Raw genomic sequence first — 21,222 nt, 5'->3', positions numbered from 1 at the left:
CGACGACGAGCGTCACGCTGCGCCGTCCGCGGGGGTGCGCGATCGCGAGTGCTGCAGCGCGACCCGCATGTAGTCGAGCCCCGACAGCACGGTGGCGAGGAAGGCGGCCGACATGAGCACGATGTTGACCCAGTTGAACCAGTCGCCCAGCCAGGTGGTGAACGGGAAGAGGGCGAGCGTCAGGGCCACGCCCTGCAGCAGCGTCTTGAGCTTGCCGCCGCGCGAGGCGGGGATGACGCGGTCGCTGAGCGCGACGAAGCGGTAGACCGTGATGCCGATCTCGCGCACGAGGATGACGATGGTCACCCACCAGGGCAGCTCGCCCAGCACCGACAGCACGATGAACGCGCCGCCGGTCAGCACCTTGTCGGCTAGCGGGTCGACGATCTTGCCGAAGTCGGACACGAGGTTCTGCCGACGCGCGAGGAACCCGTCGAGGCTGTCGGTCAGGATCGCCACCACGAAGATGACCGCGGCCCACACCCGCAGAGCCCCCATGCTGCCGTCGTCGACCACCAGCAGGACGAAGAAGACCGGCGCCATCAGGATCCGCACCACCGTGATGATGTTCGCGATGTTGGCGGTCGAGGCCGGTCCGTCGCCGCGGCTGACGATCCTCCCCGTCAGGGGGAAGGTCTTCGCGCGGGGGGACGCAGGTTCGTGGCTCATGGGATCAGTCTCGTCCTGTCAGACCCCAGGCGTCCTCCGAATCGTCGGCGTCGACCTCTCGGTACCCCGAGGTCATGTCGCCGACCGGGTCGGCGGAGTACCGGTCGTCGGACGGCGCCGAGGGCGCGGTGCTGCGCTCAGGAACTCGCGCCCCCGACCCCGCGCCGGGATCCTCCCCGCCGCGGATCTTCGCCAGCACGCCCGGGAGCTGCTCCACGGTCACCAGGACGTCGCGCGCCTTCGACCCCTCGGAGGGCCCCACGATGTCGCGCGACTCCATGAGATCCATGAGCCTGCCGGCTTTGGCGAAGCCGACGCGCAGCTTGCGCTGGAGCATCGACGTCGAGCCGAACTGGGTCGACACGACGAGCTCGGCGGCGGCGAGCAGGAGCTCGAGGTCGTCGCCGATGTCGCCGTCGATCTCTTTCTTCTCGACGACCTGGGCCACGTCGTTGCGGTACTCGGGGCGGGCCTGGCGGGTCACGTGCTGGACGACGTCGTTGACCTCGCTCTCCTGCACCCACGCGCCCTGGACGCGCATGGCCTTGGACGCCCCCATGGGCAGGAAGAGCGCGTCGCCCTGGCCGATGAGCTTGTCGGCGCCCGGCTGGTCGAGGATGACCCGCGAGTCGGTCACGCTGGTCACGGCGAAGGCGAGGCGCGACGGCACGTTGGCCTTGATGAGGCCGGTGACGACGTCGACGGACGGACGCTGCGTCGCGAGCACGAGGTGGATGCCCGAGGCGCGGGCCAGCTGCGTGATGCGGACGATGGAGTCCTCGACGTCGCGCGGGGCGACCATCATCAGGTCGGCGAGCTCGTCGACCACGACGAGGAGGTACGGGTACGGCTTGAGCGAGCGCTCGCTCCCCTGCGGCAGCACGATCTCGTTGTTGACGACGGCCTTGTTGAAGTCGTCGATGTGGCGGAAGCCGAACGACGCGAGGTCGTCGTACCGCATGTCCATCTCCTTGACGACCCACTGGAGCGCCTCGGCCGCCTTCTTGGCGTTGGTGATGATGGGCGTGATCAGGTGCGGCACGCCGGCGTAGATCGAGAGCTCGACGCGCTTCGGGTCGATGAGGACCATCCGCACCTCGCTCGGCTTGGCGCGCATCAGCAGCGACGTGATCATCGAGTTGACGAAGCTCGACTTGCCGGAGCCGGTGGAGCCGGCGACCAGGAGGTGAGGCATCTTCGCGAGGTTGGCGACGACGAAGCCTCCCTCGACGTCCTTGCCCACTCCGATGGTCATCGGGTGCGCGCTCTTGGTCGCGGCCGACGAGCGGAGCACGTCGCCGAGCGACACGATCTCGCGGTCGGTGTTCGGGATCTCGACGCCGATGGCGCTCTTGCCGGGGATCGGCGAGAGGATGCGGACCTCGTTCGACGCGACCGCGTACGAGAGGTTCTTCGCCAGGGCGGTGACCTTCTCGACCTTCACGCCCGGGCCGAGCTCGATCTCGTAGCGGGTGACCGTCGGTCCGCGGCTGAAGCCGATGACGCGGGCGTCGACGTTGAACTGCGTCAGCACCTCGGTGATGGCCGCGACGATCGTGTCGTTCGCCTCGCTTCGGGTCTTGGCCGGGTCGCCCGGGCTGAGGGTCGAGACCGCGGGCAGGCGGTAGGGCGCCTCGTCGTCGTCGGTGTCGGCGATCTCGAAGCTCGGACGCTCGTCGGCGGGGTCGGGCTCGAAGAACTCGGCCGCGGCGTCCGAGGGGCCGAGTGCGGCCGCGGCGGGCACGACGACGGGTGCCGGTGCGGCGACCGGCGGTGTCGGGATGACGGCGGCGCTCGTTCCTGCGCCCGGTGCGACAGCGGGAGCCCCGGACAGGCCGAGCGCGCTCTCGGCGGCTGCGGCCTCGGCGAAGCCCAGCCCGGAGAGGACGTCGGTCGGGAAGTCATCTTCGGTCTTCGGGCCCTCGATGATGTCGGTGAACGAGTTCGCCTCCTCGCGCGCCTTGCGGCCTCGGCTCTTGCGCGCGACGGGGCCGGTCTCGGCGACCACCGGGGAGTCGTAGGCGGGGTCTTCCTCGCGGCCGCTCTTGTTGCGGCGCCACCAGGGCAGCTCGGCGGCCTCGTCGTCTCCGTCGACGGCGTCTTCGATCGCGGTCGACGAGAGGGCCTTCGACGATCCCGCCTTCGCCCCCTCGGCACCGGGCTCGGACGGACCGGGGGCGCCGAAGAGATAGGCGTAGAGCTCGTGCAGGCGTCGGCCGATGTGGTTCGGCGGCGTCTTCGTGATGATGAGCAGCGAGAGCGCCAGCACGATGGAGACCACCGGCACGGCCACCCAGACGGTCAGGAGGTTGACCATCCACGAGGCGACCACCCAGCCGAGGATCCCGCCGCCGGATGCCAGGCCGGCCATGCCGCCGGACGCCTCAGGCCGCCCGCCGTAGATGTGGCAGAGCCCGGAGATCGAGACGACCATGAGGCCCAGGCCGATGCCGATGCGCGTGTTGTCGTGGACCGACGCCGGGTGCCGGAACAGCCAGCCCGCGAACACGACCATGATCACGGGCAGGGCGTAGGCGACCCGCCCGAACAGCCCGCCGAAGGTGTAGTGGTCGAGGGCGATGGCCGCGGCGTTGCCGGGGTTGAGCCATTCCACGACCGCTCCGGCCACCGCCAGGAGCACGAGGAAGAACGGCACCCCGTCACGACGCTCCGCAGGATCGAGCGACTCGCGGCCGAGCACGCGGAATCCGGCGCCGACCACGTGGGCGAGCCCGAGCCAGGCGCGTGTTCCGATTCCGGGGCCGTGATCGATGACGACCGGGGCCTTGGCGGCAGGGAGCTTCTTGGTCGGTGCGGCGCCGCCCCGCGGGCCGGAGCCCCCGGCGCGCGAGGGTGCGCGATTGGAAGTGCGCGCGCGCGGCGAAGGTTTCGTGCTCGTAGCCATGCGGCAAACGTACCTTGCACCCCCGGTTGAAGGTGTGAAGGATGTTGCGCGTGTTCGGTCGGGCGCCTGCTCCCACAGGCGCAGGGCGCAATCGCATCAGAGGCAAGGCGGAGCCCCGGGAACGATGGCGGAGCCATGTCCCCGGGGCGACAACGCCGCAGGTGATGTGAGTGAGGCCTACGCCGAGATGACCACCGGGACGATCATCGGGCGGCGGCGGTGCTGCGAGTTCACCCAGCGGCCCACCGTGCGGCGGACGACCTGGCTGAAGGCGTGCGCGTCGCGGGTGCCGTTCTGCGCGGCCTCGGTGAGCGCCGCGACGATCTTCGGCTTGACGTCGTCGAAGACCGACTCGTCTTCGGCGAAGCCTCGCGACTGGATCTCCGGCCCCACGACGATGCGGCCGGTCTGCGGGTCGATCGCGAGGAAGATGCTGATGAAGCCCTCTTCGGCGAGAACGCGGCGGTCTTTCAGGTCGGCGTCGGTGATCTCGCCCACGGTCGAGCCGTCGACGTAGACGTAGCCGAGGTCGAGCTGGCCGACGACCTTCGCCACACCGTCGCGGAGGTCGACGACGATGCCGTCCTGCCCCGTGATGATGTTCTTCGGGTTGACGCCGGTGCGCTCGGCCAGGGCGGCGTTCGCGTAGAGGTGACGGTGCTCGCCGTGGACCGGGAGGACGTTCTTCGGACGCAGGATGTTGTAGCAGTAGAGCAGCTCGCCCGCCGAGGCGTGGCCCGAGACGTGCACCTTCGCGTTGCCCTTGTGCACGACGTGGGCGCCGAGCTTGGTCAGGCCGTCGATCACGCGGTAGACCGCGTTCTCGTTGCCCGGGATCAGGCTCGAGGCGAGGATGACGGTATCGCCCTCGCCGATCTCGATCTGGTGCTCGAGGTTGGCCATCCGGGCCAGGACCGCCATCGGCTCGCCCTGCGACCCGGTCGACATGTAGACGATGCGGTCGTCGGGGAGGTCTTTGGCCTTCTTCGAGTCGATGAGGACGTTCTCGGGCACCCTGAGGTAGCCGAGGTCGGCCGCGATCGTCATGTTGCGGATCATCGAGCGGCCCATGAAGGCGACGCGGCGGCCGTTCATGTGCGCGGCGTCGAGCACCTGCTGCACGCGGTGCACGTGGCTCGAGAAGCTGGCGACGACGACGCGACGCGGGGCTCGGGCGATGATGTCGTCGAGGACCGGGCCGATGTCGCGCTCGAGAGCGGTGAAGCCGGGCACGTCGGAGTTCGTCGAGTCGGGCAGGAAGAGGTCGACCCCCTCTTCGCCGAGTCGCGCGAAGGCGCGGAGGTCGGTGATGCGGTTGTCGAGGGGCAGCTGGTCCATCTTGAAGTCGCCGGTGTGGAGCACCAGGCCGGCCGACGTGCGGATGGCCACGGCCAGAGCGTCGGGGATGGAGTGGTTGACGGCGATGAACTCGAGCTCGAACGGGCCGAGCTTCTCGATCTGCCCTTCCTTCACGGCGAGCGTGTAGGGCTTGATGCGGTGCTCCTTGAGCTTCGCCTCGACGAGCGCGAGGGTCAGCGTGGAGCCGAGCAGCGGGATGTCCTGACGGAGGCGCAGGAGGTAGGGCACGGCGCCGATGTGGTCTTCGTGGCCGTGCGTGAGCACGACGCCGAGGATGTCGTCGAGGCGGTCCTTGATCGGGGTGAAGTCGGGCAGGATCAGGTCGACGCCGGGCTGGTGCTCTTCGGGGAAGAGCACGCCGGCGTCGACGATCAGGAGCTTGCCGTCGAGTTCGTAGACGGTCATGTTGCGACCGATCTCGCCGAGACCGCCGATCGGGATGACTCGGAGGGTGCCCTTCGCGAGGGCGGGAGGGGACTGGATCGTTGTGGGCATGTGTTCCTTGGTGTTCTGGTGTGAGGCCGCGAGCCTCCGGTGTAAGTCGTGGGGCGCGCCTAGCGCGTGGTGCCGTGCACCTTCGGGAGCGCACCACCGGCGGCCGCATTGCGGTCGGGGCGGAACCTCGATAAGTCGACGCCGGGGATCTCGCCCACGTGCGACAGCTCGTCTTCGATGAGGGCGGCCTCCGTGTCTTCCGGCCCGACGAGCGGGAGGCGCACGCGGGGGCTCGAGATACGGCCGAGGCCGTGGAGGATGTACTTGGCGGCGACGGTTCCGGGCACGTGGGTCATGACGGCGCGCACTAGTGGCTCGAGCTGCCTGTGGGCGGCGGTCGCGGTGTGGAGGTCGCCCGCGTTGACCGCGTCGACGATGGTCCGGTACGGGGCCGCGGCGATGTTGGCGGTGACGCCGATGAGGCCGGTCGCGCCGATGGCCAGGTGCGGCAGCACGTTGGTGTCGTCGCCCGAGAAGTAGAGCAGGTCGGTCTGGTTCAGCACGCGGCTGACCTCGGCGAAGTCGCCCTTCGCGTCTTTGACGCCGACGATGTTCGGGTGCTTGGCGGCGCGCAGGATCGTCTCGTACCGGATCGGGACGCCGGTGCGGCCGGGGATGTCGTAGAGCAGCACAGGCAGGTCGGTCGCGTCGGCGATCATGCGGAAGTGCGTGAGGATGCCGGCCTGCGTGGGCTTGTTGTAGTAGGGCGTGACGATCATGACGCCGTCGGCGCCGGCCTTCTCGCTGGCCTTGTAGAGCTGAATCGCGTGCGCGGTCTCGTTCGAGCCGCCGCCGGTGATGATCTTCGCGCGGCCGGCCGCCACCGACTTGCCGACCTCGACGAGCTTGAGCTTCTCGGGGTCGGTGAGGGTCGAGGTCTCGCCCGTGGTGCCGGTCACGACGATGCCGTCGGCACCCGCGCTGATGCAGTCGTCGATGTGCTTCTCGACGCCCGGCCAGTCGACTTCACCGTCGGCGGTGAAGGGGGTCACGAGAGCGACGAGGACCTGCCCGAAGGGGTTGGAGATGTTCGACACCCCTACAGAGTATCGGGATCGACGCCCCTCCCCTACCGCCGGGAGGCGACGCGGCGATCGCCGTCAGGGGGCGACGCGGCCGTTCTTCTCGAACGCGGAGTAGGTGAGTGGCATGAGGCCGGCCCAGATGTCTTCCATCTTCTCGGCGCACATCTCGATCTCGCGCTGCGGGAAGGAGGGGAAGTGCGTGCCCTCGCGCTTGGTGCGCAGGCTGAGGAAGTTCATGAGCGAGCGGGCGTTCACCGTGACGTACATCGACGAGTAGATGTTGAGCGGGAGGACGATGCGGGCGACCTCGCGGGCCACGCCGGCCTCGAGCATCTTCTGGTATGCGTCGAAGGCGAGCGTCGACGAGGCGCGGGTGGCCTCCGACACCAGCTCGTACTGCTCGGGGCTGCCGGGCAGGAAGTCGTAGGCGCCGGGCTTGCCGACCTGCACGAGGTTGCGGTTCTCAGCGGGCACGTAGAAGACGGGGTTGAGCTCGCGGTAGCGGCCCGACTCCTCGTTGTACGACGCCATGCGGTGCCGCATGAACTCGCGGAACACGAAGATCGGCGCCTGCACGTAGAAGGTCATGGAGTTGTGCTCGAACGGCGAGCCGTGGCGGTCGCGCATCAGGTAGTTGATGAGGCCCGCGCCCTTGGGGGCGCCATCGCTCTCGGGGGCCTGCGCCGACTCGAGCGTCTGCTCGCCCATCGTCGACACGCGCGCGGCGAACAGCACGTCGGAGTCATGGGCGCTGGAGCGGACGAGCTCCACCGTCATGTCGCTGCGGAACTCGATCTCGGGTGCGGTGGGGGTCTCATCGGTCACGCAACGAGACTACCCGTAGCGGTCGCGGACACGGTCAGCGCGCCCGCCTAGTGTGAGGGATCGACGAAGGGCAGGCAATGACAGCAGAGCACGGCACAGGACTCACGGTCTTGATAGCGGGGGCATCGGGCCTGATCGGCACGGAGGTCGCGAAGCAGGCCCGGGCGAAGGGCCATACGGTCCTCACGCTGGTGCGTCGCCCGACGACGAACCGCGACGAGTTCACCTGGTCGCCGCAGGCCGGGATCCTCGACTACAACCTGCTCGACCGGGCCGACGCCGTCATCAACCTCTCGGGCGCCTCGCTGTCGAAGCTGCCGTGGACGCGCTCGTACAAAGACGAGATCCGCCAGTCCCGGGTCGACGCCACGCACACTCTGGCCGACGCGATGCACCACGCCGCCACGCCGCCGTCGGTGTTCCTGAGCGGCTCGGCCGTAGGCATCTACGGCGACAGGCCGCTCGACATCCTCACCGAGGAGTCTCCCCGCGGCACCGGCTTCCTCGCCGACGTCGTCTCGGACTGGGAGGCCGAGGCCCACCAGGCGCCCGAGGGCACCCGCGTCGCCACGGTCCGCACCGGCATCGTCGTGGGCCCCGGCGGCGCGATGAAGCCGATCCTGGGGCTGACCCGCGCGTTCCTCGGCTCGCGTCTGGGCAACGGCGCTCAGATCTGGCCGTGGATCAGCCTCCGCGACGAGGCCGCCGCGATCGTCCATCTGCTCACCTCGTCGCTCGAGGGCCCCGTCAACCTCACCGGCCCGGTCGCGGCGACGAGCGACCGCCTCACGGCTCGCGTCGCCAAGGACCTCGGGCGCCCGTACAAGCTCGCCGTGCCCGACTTCGCCATCCGCACTCTGCTGGGCGACGCCGGCCAGGAGATGCTGCTGTCGAGCCAGAAGGTCGTGCCCGAGAAGCTGCTCGCCGACGGCTTCGTCTTCCGCGACGAGACGATCGAGAGCGCGCTCGACACCCTCCTGAAGTAGGGGCAGCAGGCTTTCCCCGCAGGAACTCGGGGCGGTCGCCTTCTCAGCGCTCCGCGCGCCGCAGAGAGAACGACTTCCGCATGGCGCCCCGCGCGCGGCGACGGTCGCCGCAGGCGTCGTACGCCAGGCCCAGGCGGAACCACGCGCGCCAGTCGTCCGGTGCCTGCTCGACCGCGGTCGCGTAGGCGGGGAACGCCGAGTCGGCCGCCTCGCGCTCGTAGCGCCCCGAAGGCCGCTTCGGCAGGTCGTCGACGGGCAGCGCGCCCTCGGCGCCGAGCTGGGTGACGATGCGCTCGGTGAGGATGCCGAAGCGGAGCTCGAAGAGCAGCGCGACGACTCCGATGACCGGCAGCACGAACAGCGCGATGCCGAGGATCACGGCGACGACCTCGCCGGTCAGGATGAACAGGACGGCCCGCTGCGCGACGAGCACGAGGTAGACCACGAGGAGCGCGCACATCACGAGCGCGGCGATGCGGCCCTTCACTGCTGAGCGGGCCCGAGCGGCAGGACCTTGTCGAGCCCCACGACCACGCCCTGGATCGACGGGGCCGCGGCGAGGGCGACGCGGATGCCCTGCTCGTACGCTGTCTGCGACGTCGTGTCGTGCTGCAGCGACAGCGTCTCGCCGGGGCCGCCGAACACGACCTCCTGGCGGGCCTCGATGCCCGGCAGGCGGAGGCTGTGCACGGGCACGCTGGCGACCTGCTGGCCGCGGGCGCGCTGGTCGACATGGGGGGCGACGACCGGACCGAGGTCGCGCCTCGCCGCGGCGATGAGCTCGGCGGTGCGGATCGCGGTGCCCGACGGCGAGTCGACCTTGCCGGGGTGGTGGGTCTCGATGATCTCGACGGACTCGTAGAAGCGCGCGGCCATGGTGGCGAACGTCGTCGCGAGGACGGACCCGACGGAGAAGTTGGGGACCACGAGGACGCCTGGGCCCGCGACCTCGGCCACGATCCTGCGCAGGTCGGCGAGGCGGGGCTCGGACCAGCCCGACGTGCCGACGAGCACCGGGATGCCCGCGCGGACCGCCGTCTCGACGATGCCCGGACTCACGGCGGGAACGGTCACGTCGACGACCAGGTCGGCACCCTCGACGGCGGCCAGGTCGTCGCGCGACGACAGCGCCGCGTGCAGCTCGAGCGAGTCGCTCTCGTCGATGAGGCGGCGGAAGAGGCCGCCCATTCTTCCGGTGGCTCCGACGACGGCGACGCGAGTTGACATGCCCCCAACCTACCGGGGTCGGTAGCATCGGTCGTCGTGACCGAGTACCGAGCCGTAGCCGTCGACGACCCCGAAGCGCACGCCCTCCTGGCGGCGTACTTCGACGAGCGGATCGCGACCTTCCCCGACCCGGTCGGCTACACGACGACGTTCCCCGAGCCGGCCGCGTTCGTGCCGCCCGCCGGCGTCTTCCTGGTGGCCGACGTCGAGGGAGCCTCCGGTGTGGCGTGCGGAGGGATCCGGCGCATCTCGGACGACCCCGACGGCGGCGTGCGCTACGAGGTCAAGCACCTGTACGTCGGGCCGGACGGGCGCGGCCGCGGGCTCGGCAAGGCGTTCCTGGCCGAGCTGGAGCGGCGCGCACGCGAGTTCGGCGCCGATTCGGCCGTGCTCGACACGAATGCGAGTCTGACGGCCGCGGGCGGGCTGTACCGGTCGACCGGCTACGAGGACGTCGAGCCCTACAACGACAACCCCAACGCAACCAACTGGTACCGGAAGCCGCTCCGCTAAGGCGGCTTGCCGCCCCCCTTTAGCGCCCTAGCGGCCGGCGAACGAAGGCGGCTTGCCGCCCTTTAGCGCCCCTGCGGCAGGCAGCCGGCACACCGGACGACCGAGGCTTGTCCGAGGTCCGGTGCGCGGCCGCCCGCCGCCCTGAAGAAACGAAGGCGGCTCGCCGCCCCTTCAGCGCTTTTGCGGCAGGCAGCCGGCACACCGGACGACCGAGGCTTGTCCGAGGTCCGGTGCGCGGCCGCCCGCCGCCCAATGAGTTACAGCGGCTGCTCGACCGGCAAGCCCGTGCGCAGCTCGACGGGGAGGTGCGCGAGGTCGTTGTGGGTGACGAGCTCCGGCGGCTTGGCCGAGCGCACGCGAATGATCGTCAGGCCGCCGTTGGCCTGGTTGACGCCCATCCAGCGCCAGGCCGGGGCCCCGAACACCTCGCGCACGAACCAGCCGATCACGAAGTTGTGCGTGATGAGGAGGTCGTGGCGGTCTTCGCGCGCCGGGGTCAGCCACTCGGCGACCGCATCGGCCATCTGCGCCTCGCCGGCCTCGATCTGCTCGCCGGTGACGCCGCCGTAGAACGGCTTGAAGGCGGCCGGCATGTCGGGAGTCGGCCCGGACGGGATGCAGTCGAAGAGAAGCGTCGAGGGCTCGGGTCGGAGCGCGGGCATCACCTCGCTCATGATCCGCGCCGTCTCGGCGGCGCCTTCGAGCGGCGAGTGCCACGCGGAGTCGAACGGGACGCCGCCGAGACGCTCGGCGATGGCTCGCGCCTGACGCTTGCCCCGCTCGGAGAGCGGGCCGTCGGGCAGGCCGTACTCGGCGTCCTGCTGCTCACCGTGGCGGACGAAGTAGAGGTAGTGCGACACGAGGGACTCTTTCACGAACTGGCCTGCGGCGACGTTGCCGCAGGCTGAACAGCGGAGGTCGGGTCGAAGAGAGCGGGCTCGACATCTCCGACGACCACGGTGGACAGTACGCCGGCGCGGAGATCGCCGGCGAGGGTTGACACGCTCGCGGGCGTGACCCGCGCCAGCCGCACCAGCGACTCGTCGAGGTCGACGAACTCGCCCGTCGAGATCTCTGCCCGACCCAGTCGGTTCATGCGAGTGTCGCTGTCTTCGAGCGCCAGCGCGGCCGCGCCGCCGAGCATGCCGATGGCGCGCTCGAGCTCGAGGTCGGAGATCCCGTCGGCCGCGAGCCGGTCGAACTCCTCGAGCATCAGCGACGCGACCTCGGCGGCGTTGCGCGGCGCGCAGCCGGCGTAAAGGCCGAACAGGCCGGCGTCGGAGTAGCTGGGCGTGAACGAGTAGACCGAGTACGCCAGGCCGCGCTTCTCGCGGATCTCCTGGAAGAGGCGCGACGACATGCCCCCGCCGAGCACGGCGTTCAGGATGCTGAGGGTGGGGCGGCGCTCGTCGGTGAGCGCGAGGCCGGGCACGCCGAGCAGCACGGTGGCCTGCTCGAGGGGCCGCGGAACCACCAGCACCGGTCGACCCTGCGTGAGGGCGACGGCATCGGTGCTGCGACGTGGCACGGGCTCGCCTGCCTCGTCGGGCCAGCCTGCCGCCTTCAGCGCCGCCTCGATGCGGGCGACGAGGGCGTCGTGCCCGACGGCGCCGGCGACTGTGATGACGAGATCCTGCGGGCGGTAGTTCGCGCGGTAGTGGCGCAGGACGTCGTCGCGGGACGCCGCGCGGATCGAGTCGGGCGAGCCGCCGATCGGGCGGCCGAGGGCGTGGTCGCCGAAGACCGACTCGAAGAGGCGCTCGCTGCCGAGGTCGGCCGCGTCGTCGTCGGCCATCGCGAGCTCATCGAGGATCACGCCGCGCTCGATCTCGAACTCGTCGGGGTCGATCCGAGACGAGATGACCATGTCGGCGAGCACGTCGACGGCCATGTCGAGGTCGACGTCGCGCACCTTGGCGTAGTAGCAGGTGTACTCCTTCGCGGTGGCGGCGTTGTGCTCGCCGCCGACCGACTCGAAGCTCACCGAGATGTCGAACGCGCTGCGGGTCGGCGTGCCCTTGAACAGGAGGTGCTCGAGGAAGTGCGTGGAACCCCGCTCGCCTTCGGTCTCGTCACGCGAGCCGACCGCGACCCAGAAGCCGACCGTGGCGCTGCGCGCGCCGGGCATCTGCTCGGAGAGGACGCGCACGCCGGTCGGGAGAATGCTTCGCCGAACGAGCTCGCCGGCCGTGGCGCGGAAAGAGATGTCGTCGACATCGAGCGGGAGAGGGACGGGACCGTTCATCGCCTTCGAGCCTACGGGATCGATGACACCCGAACTGGGGTACGGAGATTGTGGACAGACAGACTCGTCTGTTTGTCCTCCTCTGTGTTATATTGATTTCACTGACCGGTTTCGCCCCTAGCCGGAACGGGTCAGCGGCAAGTCGGACTTTCGATGTCTGCGCCGTCGTTCCCCCCTCGACGGTTTCCGCCGAAAGTCCTTGAGGAGCCACGCTGTGACGGTCGAATTCCCCCCATCGGCCGTCCAGCGTTCCCTCAATCAGCCCGGCCCCGGCGCCAAGATGCGCGTTCTCACCACGGCCGACCGCCTCTTCTACGACGAGGGCATCCGCACCGTCGGCGTCGACCGGCTCATCGCGGAGTCGACGGTCACGAAGGCCACCTTCTACAAGCACTTCGGTGCGAAGGACAATCTCGTCGTCGAGTACGTCAACCGCCGTCACGCGGCCGCCGAGGCGGAGCTCGAATCCATTGGCGAGACCAGCGACTCCCCCCTCGCGACGCTCCGCGGCATCGTCGTCTCCATCGTCGACGACCTGCAGCGTCCCGGCTTCCGCGGCTGCCCGTTCGTGAACGCCGCCGCCGAGTTCGCCGATCCGGAGCACCCCGTGCGCGTGATCGTCCTGCAGCACCGCGACTGGTACACCGAGACGCTCGTCGACCTGTTCCGCGAGGCCGGCCATCCGCTCTCGGGCGACGCGGCCGACGAGTTCCTGCTGGCCCGCGACGGCGCGATGGTAGGCGGCTACGCCGGCGACACCATCGCGGCGGCTGCAGCCTTCACGCGCGTGGCCGACCGCCTGTTCGGCGACTGCCGGTAATCCTCCAGCCCGGCGTGCCGAGGCGTGTCCGAGGTCCGGCGCCGCGGACGGCGGCCGCGATCAGAAGCTGCCGTGGCTGACGCGGTCGAGCTCGGCCACGTCGTGCCGCGTGAGCTGCACCCGGGCGGCCTCGACGAGCTCCACGACCTGCTGCGGTGACGTGGCGCTGGCGACCGGTGCGACGACGTTCGGCTTGGCGAGCAACCAGGCGAGCGCCACGGCCGGCACCGGCGCGGCGTGCAGCGACGCGATGCGGTCGAGCTCGTGCAGGACCCTCAGGTTGCGCTTGGTGACCAGCTTGGCCACCTCGCTCCCCCGGCGGTGGCCCTTGATGTCGCCTCGGCCTCGGTACTTGCCGGTGAGGAACCCGCTGGCGAGCGGGAATCGGGGCATGACAGCGAGCCGCTGCTGCGAGGCGACCTGCGCGAGGTCGCGCTCGAACTCGGCGCGACGGACGAGGCTGTACTGGTTCTGGAGCGCGACCATCGGGGCGACGCCGAGCATGCCGGCGGCGATCCGGGCCTCGTAGAGCCGGTTGCCGGAGTGATCGGAGCCGCCGAACCAGCGCACCTTGCCGGCTCGGATGAGCCGATCCACGCCGAGGAGCGTGCGCTCGAAGGCGACGTCGGTGTCGTCGATGTGCAGGTACAGCAGGTCGATGCGGTCGGTGCCCAGGCGCTTGAGCGACGCGTCGACCGACCGCTCGATGGCCAGCGGCGTGAGGCCGGGGTTGTCGCGGCTCTTGCCGATCTTGGTGGCGAGCACGATGTCGTCGCGCATGCGGCGGGAGTGCATCCACTCGCCGATCAGCTCCTCGCTGCGGCCGTGGGTGTACGAGTCGGCGGTGTCGACGAAGTTGCCGCCGACCTGCACGTAGGTGTCGAGCACGTCGAAGGTCTGAGCCTCGTCGGTGGTCCAGCCGAAGACGTTGCCGCTCAGGGCGACCGGGAAGACGCGGAGGTCTGAGACGCCGAGACGACGGCGAGGCTGGATGATCCCGAGATCGACCGGCACCGTCGACAGCGGTGTCGGAACCGCCGAACGACGGCCGTGGGCGGGGTTTTCGGCGCGAAGAGGCTCGGTGTCGATTGACTCGATGCGTGATCGGGTCTCCGTCACCTGCGCCTCCTGATCCTGGTCGTAAGTCGAGGTTACGTCTTGTTCGACGGGTGTCGGCGCCGACGCACCAGAACTTCACCTAAATCGTTACCCCAGTGCTGGGGTGACAGGTGTTCGGAGCGGCGCCGCCCGGCGACGGGGCTGCTCGGCGAGACCCCTCAGGAAACACATAGTGGCGCCAAGTGCTCCGCACAGGGGCCGTCCGTAATGTCTCTCTCGTGCGGTTCCTGGGAGGGTGCCGGGGCATCGTTTTCTGTGGTGGGGAGCGGTGCCGTCACAAGTGCCGGTACGCATGGCCGGTGTCAGAAGGGCTCTTCGCGGTGGGGATCGCGAAGGGCCCTTCGTCAATCTGCAGGCAGTGCACGGGTGCAGGAACCGCGGAACCCCCGCCCTACCGAGGTAGAGCGGGGGTTCGCGGTCGTGCTGAGGGACTAGACCTCGACGGACGCGTCGACCGAGTCGGAAGCCGCACCCGACGAGTCGGTGTCAGCCTCCTCGGCGACCACCGGGGCGAGCGAGAGCTTGCCGCGGTCGTCGATCTTCGTGATCTCGACGAGGATCTTCTGGCCCACGCCGAGCACGTCTTCGACGTTCTCGACGCGCTTGCCGCCGGCCAGCTTGCGGACCTCGCTGATGTGCAGCAGGCCGTCCTTGCCGGGGAGGAGCGAGACGAACGCGCCGAAGGTCGCGATCTTGACGACCGTGCCGAGGAACTGCTCGCCGACCTCGGGGTTGGTCGGGTTGGCGATGGCGTTGACCTGGGCGCGGGCGGCCTCGGCCGACGGACCGTCGACGGCGCCGATGTAGACGGTGCCGTCCTCCTCGATGGAGATGTCGGCGCCGGTCTCGTCCTGGATCGCGTTGATCGTCTTGCCCTTCGGGCCGATCAGCTCGCCGATCTTGTCCTGCGGGATCTGCACCGAGATCACGCGGGGCGCGGTCGGGGCCATCTCGTCGGGGGCGTCGATCGCGCTCGTCAGCACGTTCAGGATGGCCGTGCGGGCCTCCTTCGCCTGCTTGAGAGCGGCGTCGAGGACTGCCGAGGGGATGCCGTCGAGCTTGGTGTCGAGCTGGATCGCGGTGACGAACTCGGACGTGCCGGCCACCTTGAAGTCCATGTCGCCCAGGGCGTCTTCGGCGCCGAGGATGTCGGTCAGCGCCGCGTAGCGGGTCTGGCCGTCGACCTCGTCGGACACGAGGCCCATGGCGATACCGGCGACGGGGGCCTTCAGCGGCACACCGGCGTTGAGCAGCGACAGCGTCGAGGCGCAGACGGAGCCCATCGAGGTGGAGCCGTTCGAGGACAGCGCCTCGGACACCTGACGGATCGCGTAGGGGAACTCCTCGCGGCTCGGCAGGACCGGGACGAGCGCGCGCTCGGCCAGGAAGCCGTGGCCGATCTCGCGACGCTTCGGACTGCCGACTCGGCCGGTCTCACCGGTCGAGTAGGGCGGGAAGTTGTAGTGGTGCAGGTACCGCTTCTTCGTGATGGGGCTCAGCGAGTCGATCTGCTGCTCCATCTTGAGCATGTTCAGCGTGGTGACGCCCAGGATCTGGGTCTCGCCGCGCTGGAAGATGGCGGAGCCGTGGACGCGCGGGATGACCTGCACTTCGGCGTCGAGCGGACGGATGTCGGCGAGGCCGCGGCCGTCCATGCGGATCTGCTCGGAGAGGATGCGGCCGCGGACGACCTTCTTCGTGACCGACTTGTAGGCGGCCGACACCTGCGAGGTGGCGGTGCCGGGCAGCTCGCCGGCCTCGACCTTGGCGGCGACGGCCTCCTTGACGCGGCTCTTGAGAGCGTCGTCGGCGTCCTGGCGCTCGGTCTTCGCTGCGATCTGGTAGACGCCCTTGAGGTCCTCTTCCGCCACGGCGGCGACGGCCGAGTAGACCTCGTCGGTGTAGGGCGGGAAGACCGGGTACTCGGCGATCTCCTTGGCGGACTGCGCGGCAAGCTTGGCCTGCGCCTCGACGAGGGCCTTGAGGAACGGCTTGGCCGCCTCGAGACCCTGCGCGACGACGGCCTCGTCGGGCTTGACGTCGCCGCCCTGGATGAGACCCCAGGCGTGCTCGGTGGCCTCGGCCTCGACCATCATGATCGCGACATCCTCGTTGCCCGCGGCGTCGGTGACGACGCGGCCGGCGACGGTCAGGTCGAAGACGGCGTCCTCCAGCTGCGACGCCTTCGGGAAGGCGACCCACTGGCCCTTGATGAGCGCGAGGCGCACACCGGCGATGGGGCCCGAGAAGGGCAGACCCGAGATCTGGGTCGACATGCTCGCCGCGTTGATGGCGAGCGCATCGTAGAACTCGTCGGGTGCGATCGAGAGGACAGTGATGACGATCTGGACCTCGTTGCGGAGGCCCTCGACGAACGACGGGCGCAGGGGCCGGTCGATCAGACGGCAGACGAGGATCGCCTCGGTGGAGGGGCGGCCCTCGCGACGGAAGAACGAGCCGGGGATCTTGCCTGCGGCGTACGAGCGCTCTTCGACGTCGACGGTCAGCGGGAAGAAGTCGAAGTTGTCTTTCGGGTTCTTCGAGGCGCTGGTAGCCGACAGAAGCATGGTCTCTTCGTCGAGGTACGCGGCGACGGCTCCCTGAGCCTGCTGCGCGAGACGGCCGGCTTCGAACCGGACCGTGCGGGTGCCGTACTTGCCATTGTCGATGACAGCTTCGGCGAACTTGATTTCTGGACCCTCCATATGGGGGTTTTCTCCTCTTTGTTTTGAATCGTCTTCCCGTGTGGAAGGCGATGTCGTGCTGTGTCGCTCCGTGAAGAGCTGAGTCTTCTCGGAGGACACGGAGCGGCTTCGAGGCACGAGATGGTGCACTCGATCGCGACGTCGGATCGACGTCTCTGCGGCAGCGTGAGCCAGCCGGCTCCTAGTGACACAGGGTACCACCCGGCGTGTCGCACGCCCCCAGAACGCGCGGCATGGTGCCCGTGTTACTGGTGTTACTCGTGTGATTCGCAGTACAGTCGGCTTCATGCGCCCTTCTCGCACGCCCCGGAACCGGGGTCTGGCAGCCGTGAGCGGTGCCGCCGTGGTGCTCATCGCGTGCGGCGTCCTGATCGCCCCCCTGTCGGCGTCGGCGTACCCGACATGGTCCGAGGTCGAGGCCGCCAAGGGCGACGCGAGCGCCACCAAGCGGCAGGTGCAGACGATCACCTCCTCTCTCGACTCGCTCGAGAGCACGGCCGCGACTGCCAGCGAGGCTGCGCTGAAGGCCGACGCCGCGAACTCCACCGCCCAGCAGAAGCTCGCGGTCGCGAAGGCGCAGGCATCGGCGCTGGCCGCTCAGGTGTCGTCGCAGAAGAAGAAGGCCGACGAGGCCCATCAGGAGGCGGGCCAGCTGGCCGCGCACCTCTACCGGATCGGCGGGTCGTCGCTCGACAGCCAGCTCCTGACCGGGACGGACGCCGACAAGACCCTGTACAAGCTCGGGGCCCTCTCGCAGCTGACCACCCAGTGGCAGACCGTGCTCGACCAGGCGACCGTGGCAAGCAGGTCGGTGTCGTCGCTCGAAGCCCAGGCGAAGGTCGCGGCCGACGAGCGCGACACCCTGGCGAGCAAAGCCGCCAGCACCCTGGCGAGTGCCCAGACGGCGCAGCAGGCGGCTGACGACGAGGTCGCCTCGGCTACCGCCCACCAGAAGACCCTCTACGCGCAGCTCGCCTCGCTCAACGACACGACGGCGTCGCTCGAGAAGAGGTACCGCCAGGGCGTGGCCGCCAAGGCCGCATACGCCGCCGCCCAGGCCAAGAAGGCCGCGGACGCCCGGGCTGCCGCCGCGGCCGCCGCTCAGGAGCAGACCGCCTCGGGGTCGTCCGGCTCCGGCGCGTCCGGCTCGGGGTCGAGCTCCGGAGACGCCGGATCGTCGGGATCGGGCGGGACGCCGGTGTCGTCGGGAGGCTCCGGCGGATCGTCCGGCGGATCCCTCGGATCCGGCGTGGTCGACGACCCTGCCGGCGCCCAGGCCTACGCCCGCGGCGCGCTGCCGTCGTACGGGTGGGCGTCGTCCGAGATGTCGTGCCTGGTCTCCCTCTGGAACCAGGAGTCCGGCTGGCGCACCAGCGCGCTGAACGTCTCCAGCGGCGCCTACGGCATTCCGCAGGCCCTGCCCGCCATCAAGCTCTCGTCGGCCGGCCTCGACTGGCAGACCAGCTACCGCACCCAGATCACCTGGGGCCTCGGCTACATCAAGTCGGTCTACGGCTCTCCGTGCGGCGCCTGGTCGCACGAGGTCGCGCACAACTGGTATTGATACCGGCACCGGCACCGGCATAGGCGTGTCATAGGGTCCGCGTCTAATCTGAGCGGATGGACACCCTCGCATCGCTGATCCGGTCGCGTGCCGCTGAGACGCCCTCCTCCGCCTACCTGGAGGACGCCCGGTCCGAGCGCACCGTCACGTTCGGCGACCTGGGTCGCCTCGTCGGCGAGTGGGCAGCGGCCTTCGACGCCGACTCGGTCTCCCCCGGAGCGACTGTCGTGCTCGATGTCGCCGATCCGCTGTCGTTCGCCGTCGCCCACCTGTCGGTGGTGGCCTCGGGCCGCCGCGGAGTCCCGGTGAACCCGGGCGGCACCTGGGGCGAGATCCTCAAAGCCGTCGGGCTCGGCTCCTGCGAGGCGATCGTCACCGATCGCGCCGAGCCGGGCGAGGCCGACGTCGTGCTGATCCGCCCCGACGCCGCGACCCTCGCCCCGGCGGGCTCCCCCGCCGCGGCCTCCGAGCCGCTGACGACTGCCGAGAGCCCGGGCTCCGTCATCCTCTTCACGTCGGGTTCGACCGGCCAGCCGAAGGGCGTCGAGCTCGACGAGCAGCAGCTGCTCTTCGTCGCGCGCGCCATCGCCGAGCACAACGGCCTGACCGCCGCCGACCGCGGCTTCAGCTCGCTGCCCCTCTTCCACGTGAACGCCGAGGTCGTCGGCCTGCTCTCGACGCTGGTCGCCGGCGCGACGCTGGTGCTCGACCAGCGGTTCCACCGCACCGGCTTCTGGGAGCTCCTCGCCGAGCGGCGCATCACCTGGCTGAACGCCGTGCCGGCGATCCTCGCTGTGCTGGCGAAGTCCGGCCCGGCCGTGCCGCCCGAGGGCCTGCGGTTCGTCCGCAGCGCGTCGAGCGCGCTGCCTGAGGCCGTCCGCACCGCATTCGCCGGCATCCCGATGATCGTCAGCTACGGCATGACCGAGGGGGCCAGCCAGATCACCGCGACCCCGCTCGGCCAGGAGCCCCGGCCAGGCTCGGTCGGCCTCCCGGTCGGCGACGAGGTGCAGCCTCGGGATGCCGACGGCGCAGCGCTGCCCGCAGGCGAGATCGGCGAGCTCTGGATCCGCGGGCCCGGCGTCGTGACCGCGTACTTCGAGGGCCGGGCCGCCGACCGCTTCGACGACGACGGCTGGCTGCGCACCGGCGACCTGGGGCACCTCGACGACGACGGCTGGGTCTACCTCGCCGGCCGGACCGACGACGTCATCAACCGCGGCGGCGAGAAGGTCTACCCCGCCGAGGTCGAAGACGTCCTGCTCGAAGACGCACGCGTCCGCGAGGCCGTCGTCGTCGCCCGGCCCGACCCGATCCTCGGATCGGTCCCGGTCGCCTACGTCATCCCGGCCGACCTCGAGCTGCCGGACGACGTCCGCGCCTCGCTCGTCGCCGATCTCACGACGCGCTGCGACGCCGAGCTGCCCCGCTTCAAGCGGCCCCTGGAGATCACCGTCGTCGATGACCTGCCGCGCACGCCGACCGGCAAGGTGCAGCGCAATCGCACCCGCGACATGGTCGCGGGCACGTCGAACGCGTGACCACGTCGCAGGCCGGGGCGGCGCCCGACGAGGCCGGGCGCCGGGAAGACGCGATGCCCGAGGCGCCGACGGCCCCGCCGGCAGCGGCCCCATCGGGACGGCGTCGGCATCTCTACGAGGTCGACATCCTGCGCATCCTGACCTTCGTCTGCGTCATCGCCGTGCACACGGTGAGCCACGCGATCGATGCGTCCGACCAGCTCGTGCAGAACGGCTTCCTCATCCTCGTGCACTTCACCCGCGAGGTGTTCTTCGCGCTGACGGCCTTCGTGCTCGTCTACTCGTTCTTGACGAAGCCGCGGCCGCTGCGCGAGTTCTGGCCGAAGCGCTTCCTGCTCGTCATCGTGCCGTACGTGACGTGGTCTCTCGTCTACGACGCTCTCGCGTGGATCGTGAAGCCCGACGGGGTCACCCTGCTCGACTGGCTCGCGGCCTTCTGGCACGACCTCTACACCGGCGGCGCGTGGTACCACCTGTACTTCCTGCTCGTGACGATGCAGGTGTACCTGCTGCTGCCGGTCGTCGTGTGGCTGATCCGGAAGACCCGGGGGCATCACTGGACGCTGCTCGGAGTCTCGCTCGCCGTCGAGCTGCTGCTCACCGGCAGCTACCAGTACTTCCCGGCCGCGACCGACTGGTTTAACAGCTACAGCCGGATCGAGTTCTGGAGCTACCAGTTCTTGATCATCGCCGGGGCGGTCGCCGCCGACCATGTCGACGGGTTCCTCGCCTGGGTGCGCGGCCACCGGCGGCTGATCGGGCTGCTGACCGTGGCCGGCGCGGTGCTGTCGATCGCGGTGTACGTGATCAACCTCGGCATCGGCCAGAGCGCCGTCGACGCCGTGCAGGCGCTGCAGCCGGTGGTGATCGTCTGGTCGATCCCGATCGCGCTGGCCTTCCTCGCGCTCGGCACGAAGTGGGCCGACCGGCGGGTGGCCACGTCTCGGATGGCCCGGCTCGTCGACACGGCGTCCGACCGGTCGTTCGGCATCTTCCTGGCCCACCCGTTCCTGATCTGGATCCTGCTTCTGGCCGGCGACGGCTGGCTGAAGCACGCGATCCCGTCGCCGTGGCTCAGCGTCGTGCTCTACGTGCTCGTGGTGATCGGCACCGTGGCGCTCGTCGAGATCCTGCGCCGCACTCCGGCCTCGCTGGCGCTCACCGGGCGCCCGTTCCACGGGCTGCACCCCGGTGCGAAGAAGAAGGCGCCGACGGCCTAGACTC

General features: G+C 69.9%; 17 protein-coding genes. 6 read left to right on the top strand and 11 right to left on the bottom strand.

The genetic code is table 11. The features are described from left to right. Nucleotides 1-12: 12 nt before the first annotated feature. From pgsA to thyX, 5 genes are all read right to left on the bottom strand, one after another. Nucleotides 13-669: a CDP-diacylglycerol--glycerol-3-phosphate 3-phosphatidyltransferase gene (gene pgsA, locus AC3CBB_RS03120; RefSeq protein WP_488625953.1), complete on the bottom strand. Its 657-nt coding sequence runs from the start codon at nt 667-669 to the stop codon at nt 13-15. Nucleotides 670-673: 4 nt separating this feature from the next. Further along, complete coding sequence (locus tag AC3CBB_RS03115; RefSeq protein WP_488625952.1) at nt 674-3,574, bottom strand: FtsK/SpoIIIE family DNA translocase; 2,901 nt, start codon at nt 3,572-3,574, stop codon at nt 674-676. A gap of 177 nt (nt 3,575-3,751) precedes the next feature. Continuing rightward, on the bottom strand, nt 3,752-5,428 hold the full coding sequence (locus AC3CBB_RS03110; protein WP_488625951.1) for a ribonuclease J: 1,677 nt from the start codon (nt 5,426-5,428) through the stop codon (nt 3,752-3,754). A 59-nt stretch (nt 5,429-5,487) separates the two neighbouring features. Next, nucleotides 5,488-6,465 carry a 4-hydroxy-tetrahydrodipicolinate synthase gene (gene dapA / locus AC3CBB_RS03105; RefSeq protein WP_488625950.1) on the bottom strand — a complete coding sequence of 326 codons (978 nt, stop codon included), beginning with the start codon at nt 6,463-6,465 and terminating at the stop codon, nt 5,488-5,490. A gap of 63 nt (nt 6,466-6,528) precedes the next feature. Next, the gene (gene thyX, locus AC3CBB_RS03100) at nt 6,529-7,230 is read right to left on the bottom strand and encodes an FAD-dependent thymidylate synthase (RefSeq protein ID WP_123506493.1); all 702 of its coding nucleotides are present in this window, start codon (nt 7,228-7,230) and stop codon (nt 6,529-6,531) included. Nucleotides 7,231-7,355: 125 nt separating this feature from the next. On the opposite strand from thyX, the gene AC3CBB_RS03095 reads away from it, so the two are divergent. Then, complete coding sequence (locus tag AC3CBB_RS03095; protein ID WP_488625949.1) at nt 7,356-8,264, top strand: TIGR01777 family oxidoreductase; 909 nt, start codon at nt 7,356-7,358, stop codon at nt 8,262-8,264. A gap of 43 nt (nt 8,265-8,307) precedes the next feature. Here the strand turns inward: AC3CBB_RS03095 and AC3CBB_RS03090 are convergent, their stop codons facing one another. Both AC3CBB_RS03090 and dapB read right to left on the bottom strand, forming a co-directional pair. Continuing rightward, on the bottom strand, nt 8,308-8,751 hold the full coding sequence (locus AC3CBB_RS03090) for a hypothetical protein (protein WP_488625948.1): 444 nt from the start codon (nt 8,749-8,751) through the stop codon (nt 8,308-8,310). After that, on the bottom strand, nt 8,748-9,491 hold the full coding sequence (dapB, locus tag AC3CBB_RS03085; protein ID WP_123505977.1) for a 4-hydroxy-tetrahydrodipicolinate reductase: 744 nt from the start codon (nt 9,489-9,491) through the stop codon (nt 8,748-8,750). Before dapB ends, AC3CBB_RS03090 begins: the two co-directional genes overlap by 4 nt. A 36-nt stretch (nt 9,492-9,527) precedes the next feature. Between dapB and AC3CBB_RS03080 the strand changes: the two genes are divergently transcribed. Next, complete coding sequence (locus tag AC3CBB_RS03080; protein ID WP_488625947.1) at nt 9,528-10,004, top strand: GNAT family N-acetyltransferase; 477 nt, start codon at nt 9,528-9,530, stop codon at nt 10,002-10,004. 257 nt (nt 10,005-10,261) lie between these two features. Here the strand turns inward: AC3CBB_RS03080 and AC3CBB_RS03075 are convergent, their stop codons facing one another. Together AC3CBB_RS03075 and AC3CBB_RS03070 are read right to left on the bottom strand one after the other, a co-directional pair. Then, complete coding sequence (locus AC3CBB_RS03075) at nt 10,262-10,864, bottom strand: histidine phosphatase family protein (protein WP_123505979.1); 603 nt, start codon at nt 10,862-10,864, stop codon at nt 10,262-10,264. A gap of 11 nt (nt 10,865-10,875) precedes the next feature. Next, nucleotides 10,876-12,249: a M16 family metallopeptidase gene (locus AC3CBB_RS03070; RefSeq protein WP_488625946.1), complete on the bottom strand. Its 1,374-nt coding sequence runs from the start codon at nt 12,247-12,249 to the stop codon at nt 10,876-10,878. 214 nt (nt 12,250-12,463) lie between these two features. On the opposite strand from AC3CBB_RS03070, the gene AC3CBB_RS03065 reads away from it, so the two are divergent. Beyond that, nucleotides 12,464-13,069 (top strand): TetR/AcrR family transcriptional regulator, encoded by a 606-nt coding sequence (locus AC3CBB_RS03065; RefSeq protein ID WP_488625945.1) that lies wholly within the window; start codon nt 12,464-12,466, stop codon nt 13,067-13,069. Nucleotides 13,070-13,129: 60 nt separating this feature from the next. On the opposite strand, the gene AC3CBB_RS03060 is transcribed toward AC3CBB_RS03065, so the two are convergent. Continuing rightward, a complete protein-coding gene (locus tag AC3CBB_RS03060; protein WP_488625944.1) occupies nt 13,130-14,188 on the bottom strand; it encodes an aldo/keto reductase in 1,059 nt (352 codons plus the stop codon). A gap of 431 nt (nt 14,189-14,619) precedes the next feature. Next, nucleotides 14,620-16,893 (bottom strand): polyribonucleotide nucleotidyltransferase, encoded by a 2,274-nt coding sequence (locus AC3CBB_RS03055; RefSeq protein ID WP_123505981.1) that lies wholly within the window; start codon nt 16,891-16,893, stop codon nt 14,620-14,622. A 328-nt stretch (nt 16,894-17,221) separates the two neighbouring features. Between AC3CBB_RS03055 and AC3CBB_RS03050 the strand changes: the two genes are divergently transcribed. The 3 genes from AC3CBB_RS03050 to AC3CBB_RS03040 are packed head-to-tail and all read left to right on the top strand — an operon-like array spanning nt 17,222 to nt 21,218. Further along, on the top strand, nt 17,222-18,457 hold the full coding sequence (locus AC3CBB_RS03050; RefSeq protein WP_488625943.1) for a coiled-coil domain-containing protein: 1,236 nt from the start codon (nt 17,222-17,224) through the stop codon (nt 18,455-18,457). Between the two features lie 56 nt (nt 18,458-18,513). Next, complete coding sequence (locus AC3CBB_RS03045) at nt 18,514-19,998, top strand: class I adenylate-forming enzyme family protein (RefSeq protein ID WP_488625942.1); 1,485 nt, start codon at nt 18,514-18,516, stop codon at nt 19,996-19,998. Further along, on the top strand, nt 19,995-21,218 hold the full coding sequence (locus AC3CBB_RS03040) for an acyltransferase (RefSeq protein ID WP_488625941.1): 1,224 nt from the start codon (nt 19,995-19,997) through the stop codon (nt 21,216-21,218). The genes AC3CBB_RS03045 and AC3CBB_RS03040 overlap by 4 nt, the downstream gene beginning before the upstream one ends. The last annotated feature ends 4 nt before the right edge of the window (nt 21,219-21,222 follow it).

Source organism: Frondihabitans sp. OV104 (assembly GCF_057787745.1).
The sequence above is the reverse complement of the archived record's forward strand: the minus strand, read 5'-3'. Positions and strand labels throughout refer to the sequence as shown.